Origin of the sequence: Haloflavibacter putidus (assembly GCF_006546625.1) — a bacterium.
Taxonomy (GTDB): domain Bacteria; phylum Bacteroidota; class Bacteroidia; order Flavobacteriales; family Flavobacteriaceae; genus Mesonia; species Mesonia putida.
This window is the reverse complement of the sequence record NZ_VIAR01000002.1, coordinates 195,205-212,716: the sequence shown is the minus strand read 5'-3', so window position 1 is coordinate 212,716 and position 17,512 is coordinate 195,205. Positions and strand designations below refer to the sequence as shown.

Here is a 17,512-nt window from a genome sequence, read left to right as displayed (position 1 = left end):
TGGCTATTCAAAAGAGGTTAGTTCCAGTTGTAATTTAGCTACCAAGTTATTTTGGGCGTCAAAAGCTTTTCCGAAAAGGTGTAATTTATTTTCCGAAGTTTTAAAAATAGTCAATAATTTTAAACTCGTCTCCTCTTCTACTTTTACCACCTTTAAAAACTTCACGTTTTTTATATGGTTAATTAATAATTTTTCTTGCGAATAGTTTTCTGCTTCTTTTTTAAAAATATCAATTAAAACTACTCCCGGTAAAATAGGATTTTTAGGAAAATGACCTTTAAAAATAGCGTGTTCAGAATTTAAAACTACCCAACTTTCAGATTCGTTTTCGTTTTGAATATGCCTTTTTTGGACGTATAATTGCTTATCCATAAAAAAATTTGAAATAAAAATTAAGGTTTAAAAACCGCATTATGAATAATTTCGTTTACACGGATTTTTTCTAAGCTAATTAATGTAAAATCTTTAGCATTTTCCATAATTTTTATCTTTTCTACCAGCAAAGTTTCAGGATTAATGTATAGAACCAATTGCTCTATAAAATCTTTGATAGTGGCCTCTTTAGGTATTAAATGAGCCGTTATAAATTGCTTTTCTTTACGATAATTTACAGTAAAACTATTATCGCTAAGCATTTCGCCATTTATACTTTTGGCGATTAATTGACTTAATCTACGCAACAATTTATTAGAAGAAATGGCTATTTCTTTGGTGTTGCCTTCTTCTTCAATAAACAATTTTTGATTGGTAAAAAGCAAGCTAAAAGATTCTGGCGAAAGATAAATCCATTTTAATTGCTTTGGTGCTTTATAAATAAACTTTCCCGAACTTTTGGCCGGTTCTTGTAAAAAATCTAATTTTTTAGTTTGTATAAATTCGCCTTGTAAACTATTTATATCGGCATTTTTTTGCTGGATATTTTCTTCTAAGCGTTTTACTTCTTTGGCAGAAAGCTTTTCTTGTGCTATAACCGAGCCACAAAGCAAGAAACAAAAAATAAGTAAACTATTTATACGCATTGATTTTGAGTAATTTATCTACGCTTTCGCAAGTGTAATCATTATTTTCTAAAAATAGCAACAATTCTGCCAAGATACGAACCGTGTGTGGTTTTGAGTCGTGTAACAGAATAATTTTACCGGGTTTTATATTTTTGGTCAAACGTTTTAAAATATATTTTTCCGAAGAAAATAATGCATCAAAAGAGCGCAAACTCCAACCAATTGGTGTGTGTTTTGTTTTTTTAAGTGCTTTTTTAACCTTAGGATTAGAAACCCCAAAAGGAACCCGAAACATATTTAACCGAATATTACCGTGACTAAAAGCCGCCCGATCGCAACTCTCGATTTCGCGTTGTACGGTTTTGGAAGATAAAAATCCAAAGTTTTTTGGATGACTATATGTATGATTGCCAACGCTATGGCCGGCTTCTATAATTTTTTTAAAAAGCTGCGGATTTTCGTCAATTTTATGTCCTATACAAAAGAAAGTAGCTTTTACATTATGTTTTGCCAACAGCTGCAAAATAGCTTCGGTTTGTGTGTTTGGTCCATCGTCAAAAGTTAGAGCCACTTTTTTTTGGGTGGTTTTCTTTTGATGTAGTGCTTCAAAAAAATAATTTGTCCTAACATTGGTGGCGCCCCAAATGGTAATTCCAAACCAAAAAGCTCCGAGAATTAAATAAGTATAAATTGGCCAGGAATAGCGAAAAACCAGTAAACTAAGCAAGAGAAAAAGCCCTATAAAAAGATAATTTATGCTCTTAAATTTTAACATGTGCGCAAAAGACTAAAACTATGGTTTTTACCACGGTATACATTGTATAATAAGATATACTCAGGCTTTTTACGGATTTGGAACTGATTTAATTTACAACTTTGTGGAATTTTACCTTCTTTTAAAATATGACAAGCCAACCAAAAAGCATAGGCAGAAGCGGTGTAAAATTCGCCTACCAAATGTTTATAGTATAACTGCGGAATATCTTGCAACTTTCCTTGAGAAAAAACCGAAAAATATGGCTGATCTACCAGCATCGCATTTTGCCCTAAAATTATAGCATCAATATCTTTCAGCGTTATTTCCTTTTCTTGTAAAAAATTCCGTAAAGCCATTTCGACTTCATCTTCTTGCAACTGATTATAAATTTTGTTGCCTAAATATTGGGCATAAGAATTAGCTTTTTTGAAGTTACTCAACACAAAAAAAGAAGCCCCCTCGCCTATTATACTTCCTGGAGAAATGTGCTGCATTAAATGTGTATTGGTAAAGTTCTCTTCTTTTATTTGTCCATCTAAGCGTTGCAAATCTATACTATAATCAGAAATTTCGTCTACCCCACCAACTAGATAGTTTTTGTGCTTTTTGGCGGTTTGTAATTCCATTTCGGCATCTAAGAAAGCACTTTCAAAAGAAACCGAACTTTGTACATACGTAGTATTATAAGCTTTACAATCTAATTGTAAAGCAATTTGCCCTGAAACCGTGTTGTGGGTAGATTGTATAAACTTGGTTGGCGTTAAAAAATCTTCTTTATTCTGCAGCATATCTTCCAGAAAAATATCAGAATCCTGTTTACATCCCATACCTGTTCCTACCAAAATACCGGATAATTCTTTTACATTGGCATCTTCTAAACTAGCATTTGCAGCTGCTACGCCCAATTTTACCGCAGTAGACATACGTCGCATTTCTCTCGGACTAATATATTTCTTAAAATCTGTAAAACAATGTTTTAAAACTGGCGCATTATATAGATTTGGACCCTCTAAAGCCTGTAAACTTGCTTTTTGTGCAGAAATAGAACCGGTGCCGTTTATGTAAATTTTGGGTTCCATCTATGCTTTACTGAAAATTAAACTGGTACAATTACCGCCAAACCCAAAAGAATTAGACAAAACGTGTTGGTTTCTATTTGTCTGAAAATCTTCTACCGGTTTTATAGAAGTTTCGGGCATTTTGTTTTTAAAATTTAAATTTTTAAAAACCACTTGTTTTTGCAAAGCTAAGATAGCAAAAACAGCCTCTACTGCGCCGGCAGCGCCCAAAGTATGACCGGTAAAGGCTTTGGTAGAACTTACCGGAGGTAAATTAAAATTCTTAAAAATACGTTGTAGCGCTTTGCCTTCCGATACATCGTTATTAATCGTTGCCGTGCCATGCGCCAAAATATAATCTATTTGAGAAGCGTCTAAATTTGCTTTTTGCAAAGCTTGCTGAATGGCCAAATAATTTCCTTCGCCGGTAGCCGAAGAAGCGGTTTGGTGGTAAGCATCGTTTGCGTTGGCATAACCACTGCAATAGCTTAAAATAGGTTGATTTCTTTGTTTTGCAGTTTCTTCGCTTTCTAAAACTAAATAAGCTGCCGCTTCGCCCAGGTTTAAGCCATCCCGATTTTCATCAAAGGCTTTACAGGCTTTTTCAGACAAAATCAACAAACTTTTAAAACCATTAATGGTAAATTTTGACAAACAATCTGTCCCGCCAACCAAAACCTGTTTGGCTTTGTTGGTTTCTATCAGTTTGGTGCCCGTTAAAATAGCGTTTGCACTGCTGGAACAAGCTGTACTAATGGTGGTTACCAGATTTTTACAACCTAAATGTGCGGCAATAACATCTGTAGTAAAACCCGGATGTTGCGCTTCTATATATTTTTGTGTTTTCTGCTTGTCGGAAAACTTACGGTAATATTTTTCGGTATAATCCATACCTCCCACGCTTGTGGCATTTATAAAAGCTAAATCGCGCGGTAAATTTTCTAAATTTGCGTTTTTTAGAGCTTCTTTGGCTGCGAGGCTTGCCAATAAAGCTCCACGGGTAAAATTATTATCGTTAGGCAGGTTTAATTTTTGCACCAATGCCGTATTGCTTTGTTTAACTTCTCCAAATAAATAATTGTTTGCGTGTTTGGTGTCTAAAAAATCGAGATGACGTAAACCTGATTCAGAATTACATAGACTGGCAAAATTTTCGGCTACTGTGTTGCCAATAGCAGAGATGACTCCCATACCGGTTATTGCCACGCGGGTTTTCATACTTATTTTTGGTGCTGTTCTATATAATTTGCCATCGTATCTACGCTATAAAAAATTTCTTTACCTTTTTCTGGATTGGTTATTTTAAGGCCATAATCTTTTTCTAGAAGCACGATTAGCTCTAAAGCGTCTATAGAATCTAAACCAATAGCATCGCCAAAAAGTTCGTCTTTATTGCTAATATCGCTTACTTCTAAGTCTTCTAAATTGAGTTGCTTAATAATTTTAAGCTTTAACTCCTTTCTTAAATCACTCATCTACACTATGGTATAATTGTTTCAGATTATCTGGGGTAAACCCTATTTTTCCTTTGTTGGAAATCAAGGCCAAAAATACATTATATCTGTCGTTATACAAATCTATCCAACCACAAATTGCACTATTTGCTTTGTTGGTTTGCAGGAGAATACTGGTATAGGTGTGAATAAAATCTGGCGTGAAATTTTCTGCAATAAAAAAAGCGTTTTCGCTTTTCAAATTGTGCTTAATAGCAATTTCGCCCATTACAATATTGGGTAAAGTATAAACAAAAACAGCAGGAGAAGCCATTGCATTTTCTTTTTGGCTAATGCTTTTTTGATGCTCTAAATCTGTTGATAAACTACTGGCATTGTTTTGAAAAACCAAAGCAGTATTTTTATCAATTTCATTTTCTTGTAGTAAAATTTCTGTACAAATAATTCCCATTTTAGAGAGCAAATCCATTTTATAAAACTTTGGATACGCTAGGTTTTCCTCTTTATAAATACTTTTTAAAAAATCTGCTAAACTTATTTCGTTAGATTTTGGATAAAGCATATTTTCTTTACGGAATAAACCGCGGCTGTTAAGATGCACAAAATCTGTTATTTGAAAAGTAGCATTCATCAGGCTTGTTTTTTTAAAAGCATTGCAAAATTACATCCGCCAAAACCCGAAGCTGTTTTTAAAACATTTCTTAAGGATTTTTGGCTTAGTTGGGTGATTATTTCCAATTTCTTGGAAGTGCCCATTTCCGTAAAGTTAAAATTGGGAAGCAATTGATTTCTTTTCATACACTCAACACTAATTATCGTTTCTAATAAAGCCGAAGCTCCCAAAGTATGACCATAATGTGCTTTTAAACTGTTAAGCGGAATGGCTTGCAAACCTGCCCGCGAAAAAGCTTTAGCCTCCATCTCGTCGTTATAAATTGTGGCCGTACCGTGCGCAGATATAAAATCTATTTCTTTGGCAGTAAGCTGCGCTTCTTTTAGTGCGTTTTGTATGCTTTTATAAAGTCCGTCACCGGTTTTAGACGGTCCCGAAATATGATTGGCATCGTTTGCTGTGGCTTCGCCGTCTATGCTTATGCCATTTTGAGACATTGATTTAGCGCTTAGCAAAATACAGGCCGCAGCTTCTCCTAAATTAATGCCGTTGCGTTCTTTGCAAAAAGGCGCACAAATTTTGGAATCTAAAGCCTGAAAGGAAGAAAATCCCGAAACGGTAAATTTTGATAAAATATCACCACCAACTATAAGCGCATGGTCGTAATTTTGATGTGTGATTAATTTTTTACCCACCGCAATTGCCAAACCTCCGGAAATACAAGCATTAGAAAGCACAATTGGAGTTTGAGGAAGATTAAAAAAAGTTTGTAGTTGTTTGGCAAGTTCAAATAATTTTGCTCTTTCTTTAGGGAAAGCATTGTCGTGGCTTAAGGCATCTATATTTCCTTTGGTGGTAGAAATAATAACCGCTGTTTTGTTTAAGTCTAAATCGGGATTTTTATCTAAAATTTTGTCTACGGCCAGGAGCAACATTTTTTCTAATTTGGTATAATTTTTAGAAGTTGCAGAGAGATCTTCAAAAGCTTTTTCTAAGGCTTTTTCTGGAAGTTGTGCTCCAAAAAAAGCTTTGTCTAAATAATTTTTATCCTCTATATATTTTATTCCGCTAAGGCCATTAACCAAGTTTTCGTAGTTTTCCTGAACAGAAAAACCCAAAGGCGAAATAATTTCGGTATTGGTTATATACGCTTTTTTCGTCGTTTTTGCCATTGTAGGTTTGGAGCCAATTTATGATTTTGATACCTCTTGCAAAAGTACCAAATACTTTAACCAATAAAAAGCGTTATTCTTTGGCTAAAGTTGTTGTAATTTCGGCACTTGCCAAAGCCTTGTTTTGCATATCTTTTATTTCTGCATGATAGCGTTTTATGGTACCTAAGGCGTGAGTGAGCTTAATTTGGGTAGTGATTTTTTGTCCTACTTTGGGAAGATGGTAAATTTTAGCGTTTTTAATGGCTGCCAGATAACCAATTTTTGGAGTGTTTTGCTTTTGGTGCTTTGCCAAATAACCAGCTTTTAGCGCAATACTTTGCGCCATATTTTCTAAAATTCCTGCTTCTGATAAAAAACTATCTTCTACCAAGCTATGTTCTTTCGGAATATTAAAACCTGTTTTAGCTAATGAAGCCTTGCAAGAATATAAAGCATCTACCAGGACAAAAGGTTCTTTTTGTGGTAATAACAGGCTTACTTCTTCTTCCGTAAGTAATGATTTTTCAGGCATATTTATCTTTAGTTTTTAAACGCTTTCCAATAATCATAAAAGTTAAACCATTGGTATGGATACTTCTTTACTTTTTCTTCTAAATCTTTAAAATAACATTCTAAAATTGTGGTAATGCGATAATTTTTTCCCCGGAAGGGTCTAGCGTAAAGATGGTAGTGATAATTGCTTTCTCGCATAATGTGTACAAATAAAATAGGACGTTTTATGATGGAAGCCAATTTATAAGGACCTTCTAAAACTTGTGTAGTTTTATTTAAGAACTGCATTGGGATGTTTTTATCTTTTCCGTCTCTATCTGCGGCTATCACTATAAGTTGATTGTTACTAAGCGCTTCTTTAATTTTAAAAATATGCGAGAAATCTTCTTTAACCAATATAATATTTAACCTGTTATTTTCTGCTATAGAACTAATATATTCTTTAATTTGCTCATGCTCATTATCTGTCATAAGCATATTTACTTTTGCTTTGGGCGTTAAGTCTTGAAAGAAATTATTGGCTAAGTTAAAATTACCTATATGTGCGGTAAACAAAAAGCCACCCGATTTTTGCGTTAATAAGTTTTCTATATGTTTTACGCCATCTAACTCAAAACTATATTTCTTTTTTTGGTTTAAATTAATAGCCAAACGATCTATTAAAACCTGCCCGAACGCATAATAGGTTTTTAGAACGCCAAGAGCGGCTTTGGGTTTGGAAAATTGTAGACGTTTGTGCAAAAAATAAAAATTACTTTTTGTGGCTTTGGGAGCAAAAAAAACAAAGTAAGGAATTGGCAAAGCTGTGAGCCAATAGGCCGCTTTGACTCCAAAATTTTTGATAAAAAACACAAAAACTTTAAAGCCTAAAACTGTTCCTCGGGATTTTCCCGTCCACTCTGCCATATTAATTTATTTTTGTTATGCGAGCTTAACCAAGTGCTGTTAAATTTCTATTACAAAAGTCTGCTAAAATAAAAAACCGTTGGCATTTGCCAACGGTTTTTTTATTAAGGAGAACGAAAGAATTTCTAATTTAATTTATTCTTCATTTGCTCTGCTTTTTCATCTTCGCCTAACTGAAGGTAAATATTTCTAAGCGTTCTTATAGCTTCTGTATTATTTGGGTCTAATTCTGTAGCTTTCTCTAAATAAGGTAAAGCTTCTTGGTATAATTCTTTTCTTTCCTCACCCAACTCCTCATAGCGCTTGTTATCTTCTTTAGACATTCCTAAATTATTCATCTCGTCTATAATTTCTTGCTCTTTCATTAACTTTGCGGAAGCTAAATTAATATAGGCATCTGTCATAGAAGGATCAATTTCTATAGCTTGTTTGTAATATTCTACAGCTTTTTCGGGTCTTTCCATTTGCATAGAGGTAATTCCTAAATTGTAGTACAAACCGGCGTTATTAGGATCTTTTTCAATAACCTTTTCTACCAGCTCACTATACTTATCCAATTTACCCATTCTGTAATAGATATTAGCTTCTGCCAACATTAGACTAGGATCGTCCGGACTTTCTGCTTTAGCACGGTTTATAGCTTCTATAGCTTTTTTATCATTATCGTTTTCAATATGTATTTGTGCAATACTTCTAATGATATCTCCTTTCTTGGAAGGAATTTCTTCTTCTCCCGGATTTATATAGTCTCCACTTTTGATGTAGATATCACGATTCTTTTTATTCTGAAAAGTTTGTACTTCGCCGGTTTCTTTCTCTACCGCTGTGTACTGTATACCCTCTCCGGTATAACCCATTTTGTCTAACTTCTGAAAATACTCTAAGGCTTTATCTTTTTCTCCTGCCTGAAACATATTGGCAGCAGCGTAATAAAGATAAATAGTGTCTTGTGTATTTAAATCATAAGCCGCTATTAATTTTTCTGCCGAAGAAGATAATTTCTGTTGGTTTTGATCTGCAATTGCACTATTTACCATTGCATCTTTAACCTTTGTTAAACCTTGCTCTCCTTCTTGCTCTTCGCCATACTCAATTGCTTTTTGAAAAGCATTGGCAGAGGTCATTAAATCTTTAATCGTTGCAGTTTCGGGTTTGGCACCTAAATATGCGCGTCCTTTTGCCAAATAAAAATCTCCTTTTATACGATCTTTTTCAGAGGCAACTTGACCCTCTACAGAATTAATTAAAGATTTTGCATACTTGTAATCACCTTCTTCTACAGCATCACCTGCTTTTCTTATTTCTTTACGTTGTCCAAAGGCTAAAATTGTAACCAAAGACAAGCCTATTGTTAAAAAACTCTTTTTCATTTTAGTTTTTGTTTTATGATTTATTCTTCTTCTTCCGTTTTATCAAGATTTGTGCCATCGTTTAAAGAGCCGTCTTCTTCGTGGGTATTTTCTTCCCCGGTTTCTTCAATCATCTCTTCTTCTTCCTCTTCGTTTACAATTTTTGCAACGGCTGCAATAGAATCATCTTCTCGTAAATTTATTAAACGTACGCCTTGCGTTGCACGCCCCATCACCCGAAGATCTGCTACGGCAATTCTTATAGCTACGCCAGATTTGTTGATAATCATAAGATCATCTAAATCAGTTACGTTTTTCATAGCCACTAATTCTCCGGTTTTTTCGGTAATCGAAATAGTTTTTACTCCTTTACCTCCACGATTGGTAACACGATAATCTTCTAAGCTGGAACGTTTTCCGTAACCGTTTTCAGAAACTACCAAAATATCTGTTTCTTGGTCATTTACTGTAACCAGACCTATTACTTCGTCTTTATCGCTATCTAATCGAATACCACGAACTCCTGAAGCGTTTCTACCCATAGGACGTGTTTTACTTTCTTCAAAACGAATACATTTACCACTTTTTGCAGCGAGCATAATTTCGCTGTCTCCGGTAGTAAGCCTTGCAGAAAGCAATTCATCTCCTTCTTTTATGGTTATCGCATTAATACCATTAGATCTAGGTCTGGAATATTTTTCTAAAGAAGTTTTCTTAACCTGACCTTTTTTGGTGGCCATAATCACATAATGATTATTGATGTACTCTTCGTTTTTGAGATCTTCCGTACAGATAAAAGCTTTTACTTTATCTTCAGGATCTATATTGATAAGGTTTTGTATGGCGCGACCTTTAGAAGTTTTACTGCCTTCTGGTATTTCAAAAACGCGCATCCAAAAACATTTACCTGCTTGGGTAAAGAAAATCATGTATTGATGGTTGGTACCTACAAAAAGATATTCTAAAAAGTCTTCGTTTCTGGTTGTAGATGCTTTAGAGCCAACTCCTCCTCTATTTTGTTTTTTATACTCTGTAAGCGGTGTTCTTTTAATATAGCCTGCATGGGAAATTGAGATAACAACTTGCTCGTCTGGAATCATGTCTTCCATACTTAAATCGCCTCCGGCATAGTTTATCTCTGATCTGCGCTCGTCTCCGTACTTTTCTTTAATTTCTAGAAGCTCTTCTTTAATAATCTCCATACGCCTTTCTTTGCGCGCTAGAATATCTTTGAGATCTTCTATGGTTTTCATTAAATCTTCGTACTCGATACGCAATTTATCTTGCTCTAGACCGGTTAGTTGTCGTAGACGCATTTCTACAATTGCTTTGGCTTGTACTTCACTCAACTCAAAACGCTCTATTAATTTATTACGAGCTTCTTCTGTATTGTTAGAAGAGCGAATAAGTGCAATTACTTCATCAATATTATCTGAAGCAATTATTAAGCCTTCTAATATATGAGCGCGATCTTCTGCTTTTTTAAGTAAAAATTGGGTGCGACGTAAAACCACTTCGTGACGGTGATCTACAAAATGCATAATCATATCTTTTAGATTTAGCATTTCCGGTCTACCGTTAACCAAAGCAATATTATTTACACTAAAAGATGATTGTAAAGCGGTATGCTTATACAAGGTATTAAGTACTATATTAGGAATAGCGTCGCGTTTTATCATATAAACAACGCGCATCCCATTTCTATCAGATTCATCTCTAATTAAAGAAATACCTTCAATCTTTTTATCGTTTACCAAGTCTGCCGTTTTCTTAATCATATCGGCCTTATTTACTTGGTAAGGAATTTCAGTAACTACAATGCATTCTCTCCCTTTCACTTCTTCCATATGCGCTTTTGCACGCATTATAACGCGACCACGGCCGGTTTTGAAAGCTTCTCGCACACCATCATAGCCATAAATAATTCCCCCTGTAGGGAAATCTGGCGCTTTAATGTGTTGAATTAATTCTTCTATTTCTATATCGTGGTTTTCTATGTAAGCTACGGTACCGTCTACCACTTCCGATAGGTTGTGCGGCGGCATATTGGTAGCCATACCTACTGCAATACCACTAGCGCCATTAACTAACAAATTGGGAACGCGCGTAGGTAAAACTGTCGGTTCTTCTATGGTATCGTCAAAATTTAATTGATGATCTACTGTATCTTTATCGATATCAGAAAGCATATCTTCGCTCAATTTGCGCATTCGTGCTTCTGTATAACGCATTGCAGCAGGACTATCGCCGTCTACAGAGCCAAAGTTACCTTGACCATCCACCAGCATATAACGCAAACTCCATTCTTGCGCCATTCTAACCATCGTATCATAAACAGAGGTATCACCGTGTGGGTGATATTTACCTAAAACCTCCCCTACAATTCTAGCAGATTTTTTATGTGAGCGGTTGGAAAGTACGCCCAATTCATACATTCCAAATAAAACCCTTCTGTGAACGGGTTTTAAACCATCACGAACATCTGGCAGCGCACGTGACACAATGACCGACATTGAATAATCAATGTAGGCAGACTTCATTTCATCTTCGATATTAATGGGAATCAGCTTTTCTCCTTCAGCCATAAAAACTCAAATTTATTTATTAAATTCTAACGCGGCAATTTAAGCAAAATATCTATTATATATAGGGTTTTTAATGAGTTTCACACATATTTTATTAACAAAAATTTATCGGGTGTTGGTTATAAGTTGCTGTTAATCTATTTTGAATTTTGACAATAATTTTGTCTATTAGCGATAAACCTTTTATAAGGCATGGTTTTTGAATAACTTTGAGGGAATAACTAATTGAGGAGATATAAAGATGGACGATAATTTTTCACCACGAGTAAAAGATGTAATTACCTATAGTAAAGAAGAAGCTTTACGTTTGGGGCACGATTTTATTGGTACCGAGCATTTGGTACTTGGTCTTATACGCGATGGTAACGGTAAAGCAATAGATATACTAGATTCTTTAAATATAGATTTAGATCACCTTAGGAGAAAAGTAGAAATTCTTAGTCCGGCCAATCCGGAATCTGCTAATCTTTCTAACGAGAAAAAGAATTTACACCTAACCCGACAAGCAGAGCGAGCGCTTAAAACTACGTTTTTAGAAGCCAAACTGTTTCAGAGTTCATCTATAAACACCGCGCATTTATTGTTGTGTATTTTACGGAATGAGAACGATCCTACCACAAAGTTATTCAATAAATTAAATATAGATTACGATAACGTAAAAGGAGAGTTTAAAGCAATGATAACACAAGACGACGATTTTATAGATAGCCCCACATCCGAATCTTTTTCTAATGAAGATTCACCTTCCGGAGATGCTACCAAAAACAATCCATTTGGCGACACACAAGGAAAAAAAGGAAAAGGAAGCAAAAAATCCAAAACTCCGGTTTTAGATAATTTTGGTAGAGATTTAACCGCAATGGCAGACGAGGGTAAATTAGATCCCGTAGTTGGTCGTGAAAAAGAAATAGAACGCGTTTCACAAATTTTAAGTAGACGTAAAAAGAACAACCCTTTATTAATTGGCGAACCGGGAGTAGGTAAAAGTGCTATTGCAGAAGGTTTAGCTTTACGGATTGTACAACGCAAAGTATCCAGAATATTATTTGATAAACGTGTAGTTACCTTAGATTTGGCAAGCTTGGTAGCGGGAACCAAATACCGCGGACAGTTTGAAGAGCGTATGAAAGCTGTAATGAACGAGCTCGAGAAAAACGACGATATAATTTTATTTATAGATGAAATTCATACCATTGTAGGGGCCGGCGGTGCCACCGGAAGTTTAGATGCCAGCAATATGTTTAAACCTGCTTTAGCGCGCGGAGAACTACAATGTATTGGGGCTACCACTCTGGATGAATACAGACAACATATAGAAAAAGATGGCGCTTTAGAGCGACGTTTTCAAAAAGTATTAATAGAACCTACCAGCGTAGAGCAGACTATTGAAATTTTAAACAATATTAAAGAAAAATATGAGTCTCACCATAGCGTAGAATATACAAAAGGTGCTATTGAAGCCTGTGTAAAATTAACCAATCGCTATATGTCTGAACGTTTTTTGCCAGACAAAGCTATTGATGCGATGGATGAAGCCGGATCTCGTGTTCATATTACCAATATAGATGTTCCCAAACGCATATTAGATTTAGAACGGAAATTGGAAGAAGTTAGAGAAACCAAAAACTCTGTGGTTAAAAAACAGAAATATGAAGAGGCAGCCAAACTTCGGGATGATGAGAAAAATTTGGAAAAAGAATTAGAAGAAGCCCAACTTAAGTGGGAAGAAGAATCTAAAGAACACAAAGAAACGGTTACCGAAGATAATGTAGCAGATGTTATTTCTATGATGACGGGAGTTCCTGTAAATAGAATTGCCCAAACAGAAAGTAATAAATTGGCAGAATTGCCCGACCGCATTAAAGGAAAAGTAATTGGCCAAGACGAAGCTGTTGGCAAGGTCGTAAAAGCTATACAACGTAACCGCGCCGGACTTAAAGATCCTAATAAACCAATTGGTTCGTTTATCTTTTTAGGGCAAACCGGAGTAGGAAAAACTCAGTTAGCCAAAGTGTTAGCCAAGCAAATGTTTGATAACGAAGACACTTTAATTAGAATAGATATGAGTGAATATATGGAAAAATTTGCCGTATCTAGATTAATTGGAGCGCCTCCGGGATATGTTGGTTACGAAGAAGGCGGACAATTAACAGAAAAAGTTCGTCGTAAACCTTATGCAGTAGTTTTATTAGACGAAGTAGAAAAAGCCCATCCAGATGTATTTAATATGCTTCTGCAAATTCTAGATGATGGCTATATAACCGATAGCTTGGGCAGGAAAATAGACTTTAGAAATACGGTTATTATAATGACTTCTAATATTGGAGCCCGTAAAATTAAAGATTTTGGGCAAGGAGTTGGTTTTGGTACCAAGGCAAGACAAGATCAAGCAGATGAAAATACCAGAAGCATTATAGAAAATGCTTTGAAAAAATCTTTTGCGCCAGAGTTTTTAAACCGTATTGACGATGTGGTAATCTTTAACTCTTTAGAACGAGAGCACTTACATAAGATTATAAATATAGAATTAGAAAAATTATATGTTAGAATTGCAGATTTAGGTTATAATTTAACATTAACAGACGCTGCCAAAGATTATTTAGCAGATAAAGGCTTTGATAGACAATATGGAGCCAGACCATTAAAAAGAGCAATTCAAAAATATGTAGAAGATGTATTAGCCGAAAAAATAATTACCTCCAAAATTCAAGAAGGAGATAATATTATTATGGACTTGGACAAGAAAAAAAATGAATTGACCGTTAAAATAGATAAGCCTAAACCAGAGAAAAAAGAGTCTTAGTTTTATAAAGGTATTGAATAAAAAAAGTAGCTGTTTTACAGTGAGTTTTTACTACTTGTCACATTGAGCGCAGTCGGAATGTCTTAAATTTCACGACGTCGCTTTAAATGACTTTAGGATTACTCCTTGAAACAGCTACTTTTTTATTTCCGTTTAACGGAAAACAACTTTCTAACAAAAATAAAGTAAATCTTTATCTATTGAAAAATGGTTTAAAAACTCCTTAGCTTTTTCCATTTCTTCCGCCATTACCTTATCTTGTTTTACTATAGGAACTTCCTTTCTAAAAGCTTTTACCAATTGCTCGATAAATTCGGAAGATTTTAAGGGCTCTCTATAATAAAGGGCTTGCGAAGCGTTAAATAACTCTATAGCTAAAACAGTTTTTAAATTCTCTACTACTTTCAACAATTTTGTGGCAGAGTTTGCGCCCATACTTACGTGATCCTCCTGCCCATTAGAAGACACAATAGAGTCTATACTTGCAGGCGTGCATAATTGTTTGTTTTGACTCACAATACTGGCAGCCGTATATTGCGGAATCATAAAGCCGTTATTTAATCCTGGGTCATTTACCAAAAACATTGGTAAATTCCGTAAACCAGAAACCAGTTGATAAATTCTTCTTTCTGAAATATTAGCCAATTCTGAAACAGCAATAGCCAGATAATCCATTCCTAAAGCCAAAGGTTGACCGTGAAAATTACCTCCGGAAATTATTTTGTCTTCATTTACAAAAATATTCGGATTATCGGTAACGCTGTTTATTTCTGTTTTTACGGTTTGGTGCACAAATTTAAGTGTCTCTTTAGAAGCGCCGTGAACTTGCGGAATACATCTAAACGAATACGGATCTTGTACATGCGCTTTTGTTTGTTCTATAATTTCGCTTCCTTCTAGAAAATCGCATATACGTTGAGCGGTTTTAATCTGCCCCCTGTGCGGTCTTACTTCGTGCACCAAGGCATCATAAGGCGACAAGTTACAGTCAAAAGCATCTATGCTTACTGCACTTACGGCATCTGCCAAATAAGAAAGTTTATGCGTTTCTAACAAAGCATAAACTGCGTGCGCACTCATAAATTGCGTTCCGTTAAGCAAAGCTAAACCTTCTTTAGATTGCAACTGAATTGCTTCCCATTCAAATTTTTTAAGAACTTTATCGCTAGCTACAATTTTACCTTCAAAATACACTTCTCCTTTTCCCAGTAATGGTAAAGCCAAATGTGCCAAAGGTGCTAAGTCTCCAGATGCACCTAAAGAACCTTGTTCATAAACTACCGGCAAAACATCGTTGTTAAAAAAGGCAATTAAACGTTTTAAAACTTTTAAAGAAATACCTGAATGCCCATAGCTAAGCGATTGTATTTTTAACAAAAGCATGATTTTTACAATCTCCGGTTTAATTTTTTCGCCGGTACCGCAGGCGTGCGATATCACTAGGTTTTCTTGTAATTGGGTAAGTTTATCTGTAGAAATTTTAACATTGCATAAAGAACCAAAACCAGTGTTAATTCCGTAAAAAGGTTCTTTAGAATTTTTTATTTTCTCGTCTAAATACTTTCTACTTTTTTTAATGCTTGCAGTAGCTTCTTCACTGAGCTCTAGCTTTTGATTCTCTAATAAAATTTCTTGAATATGCTGTAAATCCAGCACGTCTTTACTTATATAATGTGAATTGGGCATTTTTGGACTAATTTCTATTTTAAAGCCTCCAAAAGTGGAAATAACTCTTATTATTTCCAAATCTTTTGTGGTTTATTACTGGTTATTTTCAAATAAAGACTGAAAAGATTTTCCTAAGTTAGCTATAATATCACCTGCAATCATAGCTTCAAAACTGTTGGTTTTTGCAGCCTCGTCTCCTGCTCTGCCGTGCAAATAAACACCAAAAACGGTAGCAATATCCGGCGCATAATTTTGTGCAAGTAAGCCACCAATTATCCCGGTAAGCACATCGCCACTCCCTGCAGTAGCCATTCCCGGATTACCGCTAGTGTTTACATACATCTTTTTATTGGTAATACTTATGGTATTTGCACCCTTAATAACCAAAATTATAGCATATTTTTCAGCAAAGGCTTTTGCTTTTTCCAGTTTATCAAAATCGTCTTCCCACTCGCCTATCAAACGTTTTAATTCTCCCGGATGCGGAGTAAGTATGCTATCTTTAGGCAGTAACTCTAATAATTCTTTGTTTTCTGCCAAAATATTGAGGCCATCTGCATCTATTACAAATTTGCTTTTTTGGGTTTGCAGTAAATTTTTCAGTAAAGCAACGGTTTCTTTTTTTGTGTCTGCGCCAATACCAAAACAAATAACATTTGGTTCAATATCTAATTTGGTTGGCGCTAAAAACTTATCGCTTTCACTACTTATGGTCATCGCTTCCGGTACGCTACTTTGTAAAATTTCATAACCGCATTTAGGAATTAAAGCTGTCACTTTTCCGGCGCCGGCGCGCAAAGCAGCTTTTGTACTTAAACAAACACTGCCCATTTTACCATAGCTGCCGCCAACCACCAAACAGTGTCCAAAAGTACCTTTATGCGCATACTTTTGTCGCGGTCTATAGAGATTGGCAACTTCTCGTGGTGTTATTAAAATTGCTTCGGTTGGGGTTTCTGCGATAAATTTTTCGTCTAAGCCTATTGGAATTATTTGCAGATTACCACAATAATTAGCAGTTTCCGGTAAAAAGAAAATTAGTTTTGGTAATTGAAAAGATACCGTTGTATTAGCTATTAAAATGCTATCTTTTTCTTTTGGCACCGCATCTAAATAAAGTCCGGAAGGTATATCTATTGCTACTACGTAAGCTTTAGATTGGTTTATTTTTTGTATAAATTTTCTAAGCCATTTTTCCGGCGGACGGTTTAAACCAATTCCAAAAATAGCATCTATTATAATTTGGTTTGCTTTAAAATCAGGAAAATCAGAGTCTTTATTAATAAAGTTTGGCCATACATCTTTTTGTTTCAACTTATCTAAATTATGCAAAAAATCATCGGAACGTTTTTCGCTAAAATTTACGATATATACCTCTACTTTATAATTTTCGTTTAAGAGCATTCTGGCAATTGCCAAGCCATCTCCCCCATTATTCCCTACGCCACATAAAATATTTATTACCGGAGTGTTTTCTGGTAAGTTTTTCTTTAACCACTCAAAAACTTGCGTTGCTGCACGCTCCATCAAAACCTCGCTGGTAATTTTTTGAGTTTTTATAGTTTGCTTATCGGCATCGTAAATATTTTGTTTAGAAAAAATTTTCATACAAACTGGATTTACTGCTAAAGTTAAAGAAAATATCTAATCT

Annotated in this window: 15 protein-coding genes; 1 reads left to right on the top strand and 14 read right to left on the bottom strand. The window is 35.1% G+C overall.

Going from position 1 to position 17,512, the window contains the following annotated elements; all coding sequences use genetic code 11:
* Nucleotides 1-3: 3 nt before the first annotated feature.
* The 12 genes from FKR84_RS03090 to gyrA form a co-directional block, all read right to left on the bottom strand.
* A complete protein-coding gene (locus tag FKR84_RS03090; protein ID WP_141420729.1) occupies nucleotides 4-372 on the bottom strand; it encodes a hotdog family protein in 369 nt (122 codons plus the stop codon).
* A gap of 20 nt (nucleotides 373-392) precedes the next feature.
* Nucleotides 393-1,019 (bottom strand): outer membrane lipoprotein carrier protein LolA, encoded by a 627-nt coding sequence (locus FKR84_RS03085; RefSeq protein WP_141420728.1) that lies wholly within the window; start codon nucleotides 1,017-1,019, stop codon nucleotides 393-395.
* The gene (locus tag FKR84_RS03080) at nucleotides 1,006-1,776 is read right to left on the bottom strand and encodes a polysaccharide deacetylase family protein (protein WP_141420727.1); all 771 of its coding nucleotides are present in this window, start codon (nucleotides 1,774-1,776) and stop codon (nucleotides 1,006-1,008) included. The genes FKR84_RS03085 and FKR84_RS03080 overlap by 14 nt, the downstream gene beginning before the upstream one ends.
* Nucleotides 1,770-2,837, bottom strand: coding sequence for a beta-ketoacyl synthase N-terminal-like domain-containing protein (locus FKR84_RS03075; protein WP_141420726.1), 1,068 nt, complete (start codon nucleotides 2,835-2,837; stop codon nucleotides 1,770-1,772). Before FKR84_RS03075 ends, FKR84_RS03080 begins: the two co-directional genes overlap by 7 nt.
* Entirely contained in the window at nucleotides 2,838-4,034 is a 1,197-nt protein-coding gene (locus FKR84_RS03070) for a beta-ketoacyl-[acyl-carrier-protein] synthase family protein (protein ID WP_141420725.1), read from the bottom strand.
* A gap of 2 nt (nucleotides 4,035-4,036) precedes the next feature.
* A complete protein-coding gene (locus FKR84_RS03065) occupies nucleotides 4,037-4,291 on the bottom strand; it encodes a phosphopantetheine-binding protein (protein WP_141420724.1) in 255 nt (84 codons plus the stop codon).
* Nucleotides 4,284-4,901, bottom strand: coding sequence for a hypothetical protein (locus FKR84_RS03060; protein ID WP_141420723.1), 618 nt, complete (start codon nucleotides 4,899-4,901; stop codon nucleotides 4,284-4,286). The genes FKR84_RS03065 and FKR84_RS03060 overlap by 8 nt, the downstream gene beginning before the upstream one ends.
* On the bottom strand, nucleotides 4,901-6,055 hold the full coding sequence (locus tag FKR84_RS03055; RefSeq protein WP_141420722.1) for a beta-ketoacyl synthase N-terminal-like domain-containing protein: 1,155 nt from the start codon (nucleotides 6,053-6,055) through the stop codon (nucleotides 4,901-4,903). Before FKR84_RS03055 ends, FKR84_RS03060 begins: the two co-directional genes overlap by 1 nt.
* A gap of 73 nt (nucleotides 6,056-6,128) precedes the next feature.
* Complete coding sequence (locus FKR84_RS03050; RefSeq protein ID WP_141420721.1) at nucleotides 6,129-6,569, bottom strand: hypothetical protein; 441 nt, start codon at nucleotides 6,567-6,569, stop codon at nucleotides 6,129-6,131.
* 8 nt (nucleotides 6,570-6,577) lie between these two features.
* The gene (locus FKR84_RS03045; protein WP_141420720.1) at nucleotides 6,578-7,456 is read right to left on the bottom strand and encodes an LpxL/LpxP family acyltransferase; all 879 of its coding nucleotides are present in this window, start codon (nucleotides 7,454-7,456) and stop codon (nucleotides 6,578-6,580) included.
* A 125-nt stretch (nucleotides 7,457-7,581) separates the two neighbouring features.
* On the bottom strand, nucleotides 7,582-8,826 hold the full coding sequence (locus FKR84_RS03040) for a tetratricopeptide repeat protein (protein WP_141420719.1): 1,245 nt from the start codon (nucleotides 8,824-8,826) through the stop codon (nucleotides 7,582-7,584).
* Between the two features lie 20 nt (nucleotides 8,827-8,846).
* Nucleotides 8,847-11,390 (bottom strand): DNA gyrase subunit A, encoded by a 2,544-nt coding sequence (gene gyrA, locus FKR84_RS03035; protein WP_141420718.1) that lies wholly within the window; start codon nucleotides 11,388-11,390, stop codon nucleotides 8,847-8,849.
* 241 nt (nucleotides 11,391-11,631) lie between these two features.
* On the opposite strand from gyrA, the gene FKR84_RS03030 reads away from it, so the two are divergent.
* Nucleotides 11,632-14,193, top strand: a complete 2,562-nt coding sequence (locus FKR84_RS03030) for an ATP-dependent Clp protease ATP-binding subunit (protein WP_141420717.1) — start codon at nucleotides 11,632-11,634, stop codon at nucleotides 14,191-14,193.
* A gap of 171 nt (nucleotides 14,194-14,364) precedes the next feature.
* Here the strand turns inward: FKR84_RS03030 and hutH are convergent, their stop codons facing one another.
* Both hutH and FKR84_RS03020 read right to left on the bottom strand, forming a co-directional pair.
* Nucleotides 14,365-15,879, bottom strand: a complete 1,515-nt coding sequence (hutH, locus tag FKR84_RS03025) for a histidine ammonia-lyase (protein ID WP_141420830.1) — start codon at nucleotides 15,877-15,879, stop codon at nucleotides 14,365-14,367.
* A 75-nt stretch (nucleotides 15,880-15,954) separates the two neighbouring features.
* Nucleotides 15,955-17,469 carry an NAD(P)H-hydrate dehydratase gene (locus tag FKR84_RS03020; RefSeq protein ID WP_141420716.1) on the bottom strand — a complete coding sequence of 505 codons (1,515 nt, stop codon included), beginning with the start codon at nucleotides 17,467-17,469 and terminating at the stop codon, nucleotides 15,955-15,957.
* Between the last annotated feature and the right edge of the window lie 43 nt (nucleotides 17,470-17,512).

Excerpts from the sequence above, each read along its gene's own strand:
- FKR84_RS03090 (WP_141420729.1), bottom strand. The coding sequence starts at position 372 with ATGGATAAGCAATTATACGTCCAAAAAAGGCATATTCAAAACGAAAAC.
- FKR84_RS03085 (WP_141420728.1), bottom strand. The coding sequence starts at position 1,019 with ATGCGTATAAATAGTTTACTTATTTTTTGTTTCTTGCTTTGTGGCTCG.
- FKR84_RS03080 (WP_141420727.1), bottom strand. The coding sequence starts at position 1,776 with ATGTTAAAATTTAAGAGCATAAATTATCTTTTTATAGGGCTTTTTCTC.
- FKR84_RS03075 (WP_141420726.1), bottom strand. The coding sequence starts at position 2,837 with ATGGAACCCAAAATTTACATAAACGGCACCGGTTCTATTTCTGCACAA.
- FKR84_RS03070 (WP_141420725.1), bottom strand. The coding sequence starts at position 4,034 with ATGAAAACCCGCGTGGCAATAACCGGTATGGGAGTCATCTCTGCTATT.
- FKR84_RS03065 (WP_141420724.1), bottom strand. The coding sequence starts at position 4,291 with ATGAGTGATTTAAGAAAGGAGTTAAAGCTTAAAATTATTAAGCAACTC.
- FKR84_RS03060 (WP_141420723.1), bottom strand. The coding sequence starts at position 4,901 with ATGAATGCTACTTTTCAAATAACAGATTTTGTGCATCTTAACAGCCGC.
- FKR84_RS03055 (WP_141420722.1), bottom strand. The coding sequence starts at position 6,055 with ATGGCAAAAACGACGAAAAAAGCGTATATAACCAATACCGAAATTATT.
- FKR84_RS03050 (WP_141420721.1), bottom strand. The coding sequence starts at position 6,569 with ATGCCTGAAAAATCATTACTTACGGAAGAAGAAGTAAGCCTGTTATTA.
- FKR84_RS03045 (WP_141420720.1), bottom strand. The coding sequence starts at position 7,456 with ATGGCAGAGTGGACGGGAAAATCCCGAGGAACAGTTTTAGGCTTTAAA.
- FKR84_RS03040 (WP_141420719.1), bottom strand. The coding sequence starts at position 8,826 with ATGAAAAAGAGTTTTTTAACAATAGGCTTGTCTTTGGTTACAATTTTA.
- gyrA (WP_141420718.1), bottom strand. The coding sequence starts at position 11,390 with ATGGCTGAAGGAGAAAAGCTGATTCCCATTAATATCGAAGATGAAATG.
- FKR84_RS03030 (WP_141420717.1), top strand. The coding sequence starts at position 11,632 with ATGGACGATAATTTTTCACCACGAGTAAAAGATGTAATTACCTATAGT.
- hutH (WP_141420830.1), bottom strand. The coding sequence starts at position 15,879 with ATGCCCAATTCACATTATATAAGTAAAGACGTGCTGGATTTACAGCAT.
- FKR84_RS03020 (WP_141420716.1), bottom strand. The coding sequence starts at position 17,469 with ATGAAAATTTTTTCTAAACAAAATATTTACGATGCCGATAAGCAAACT.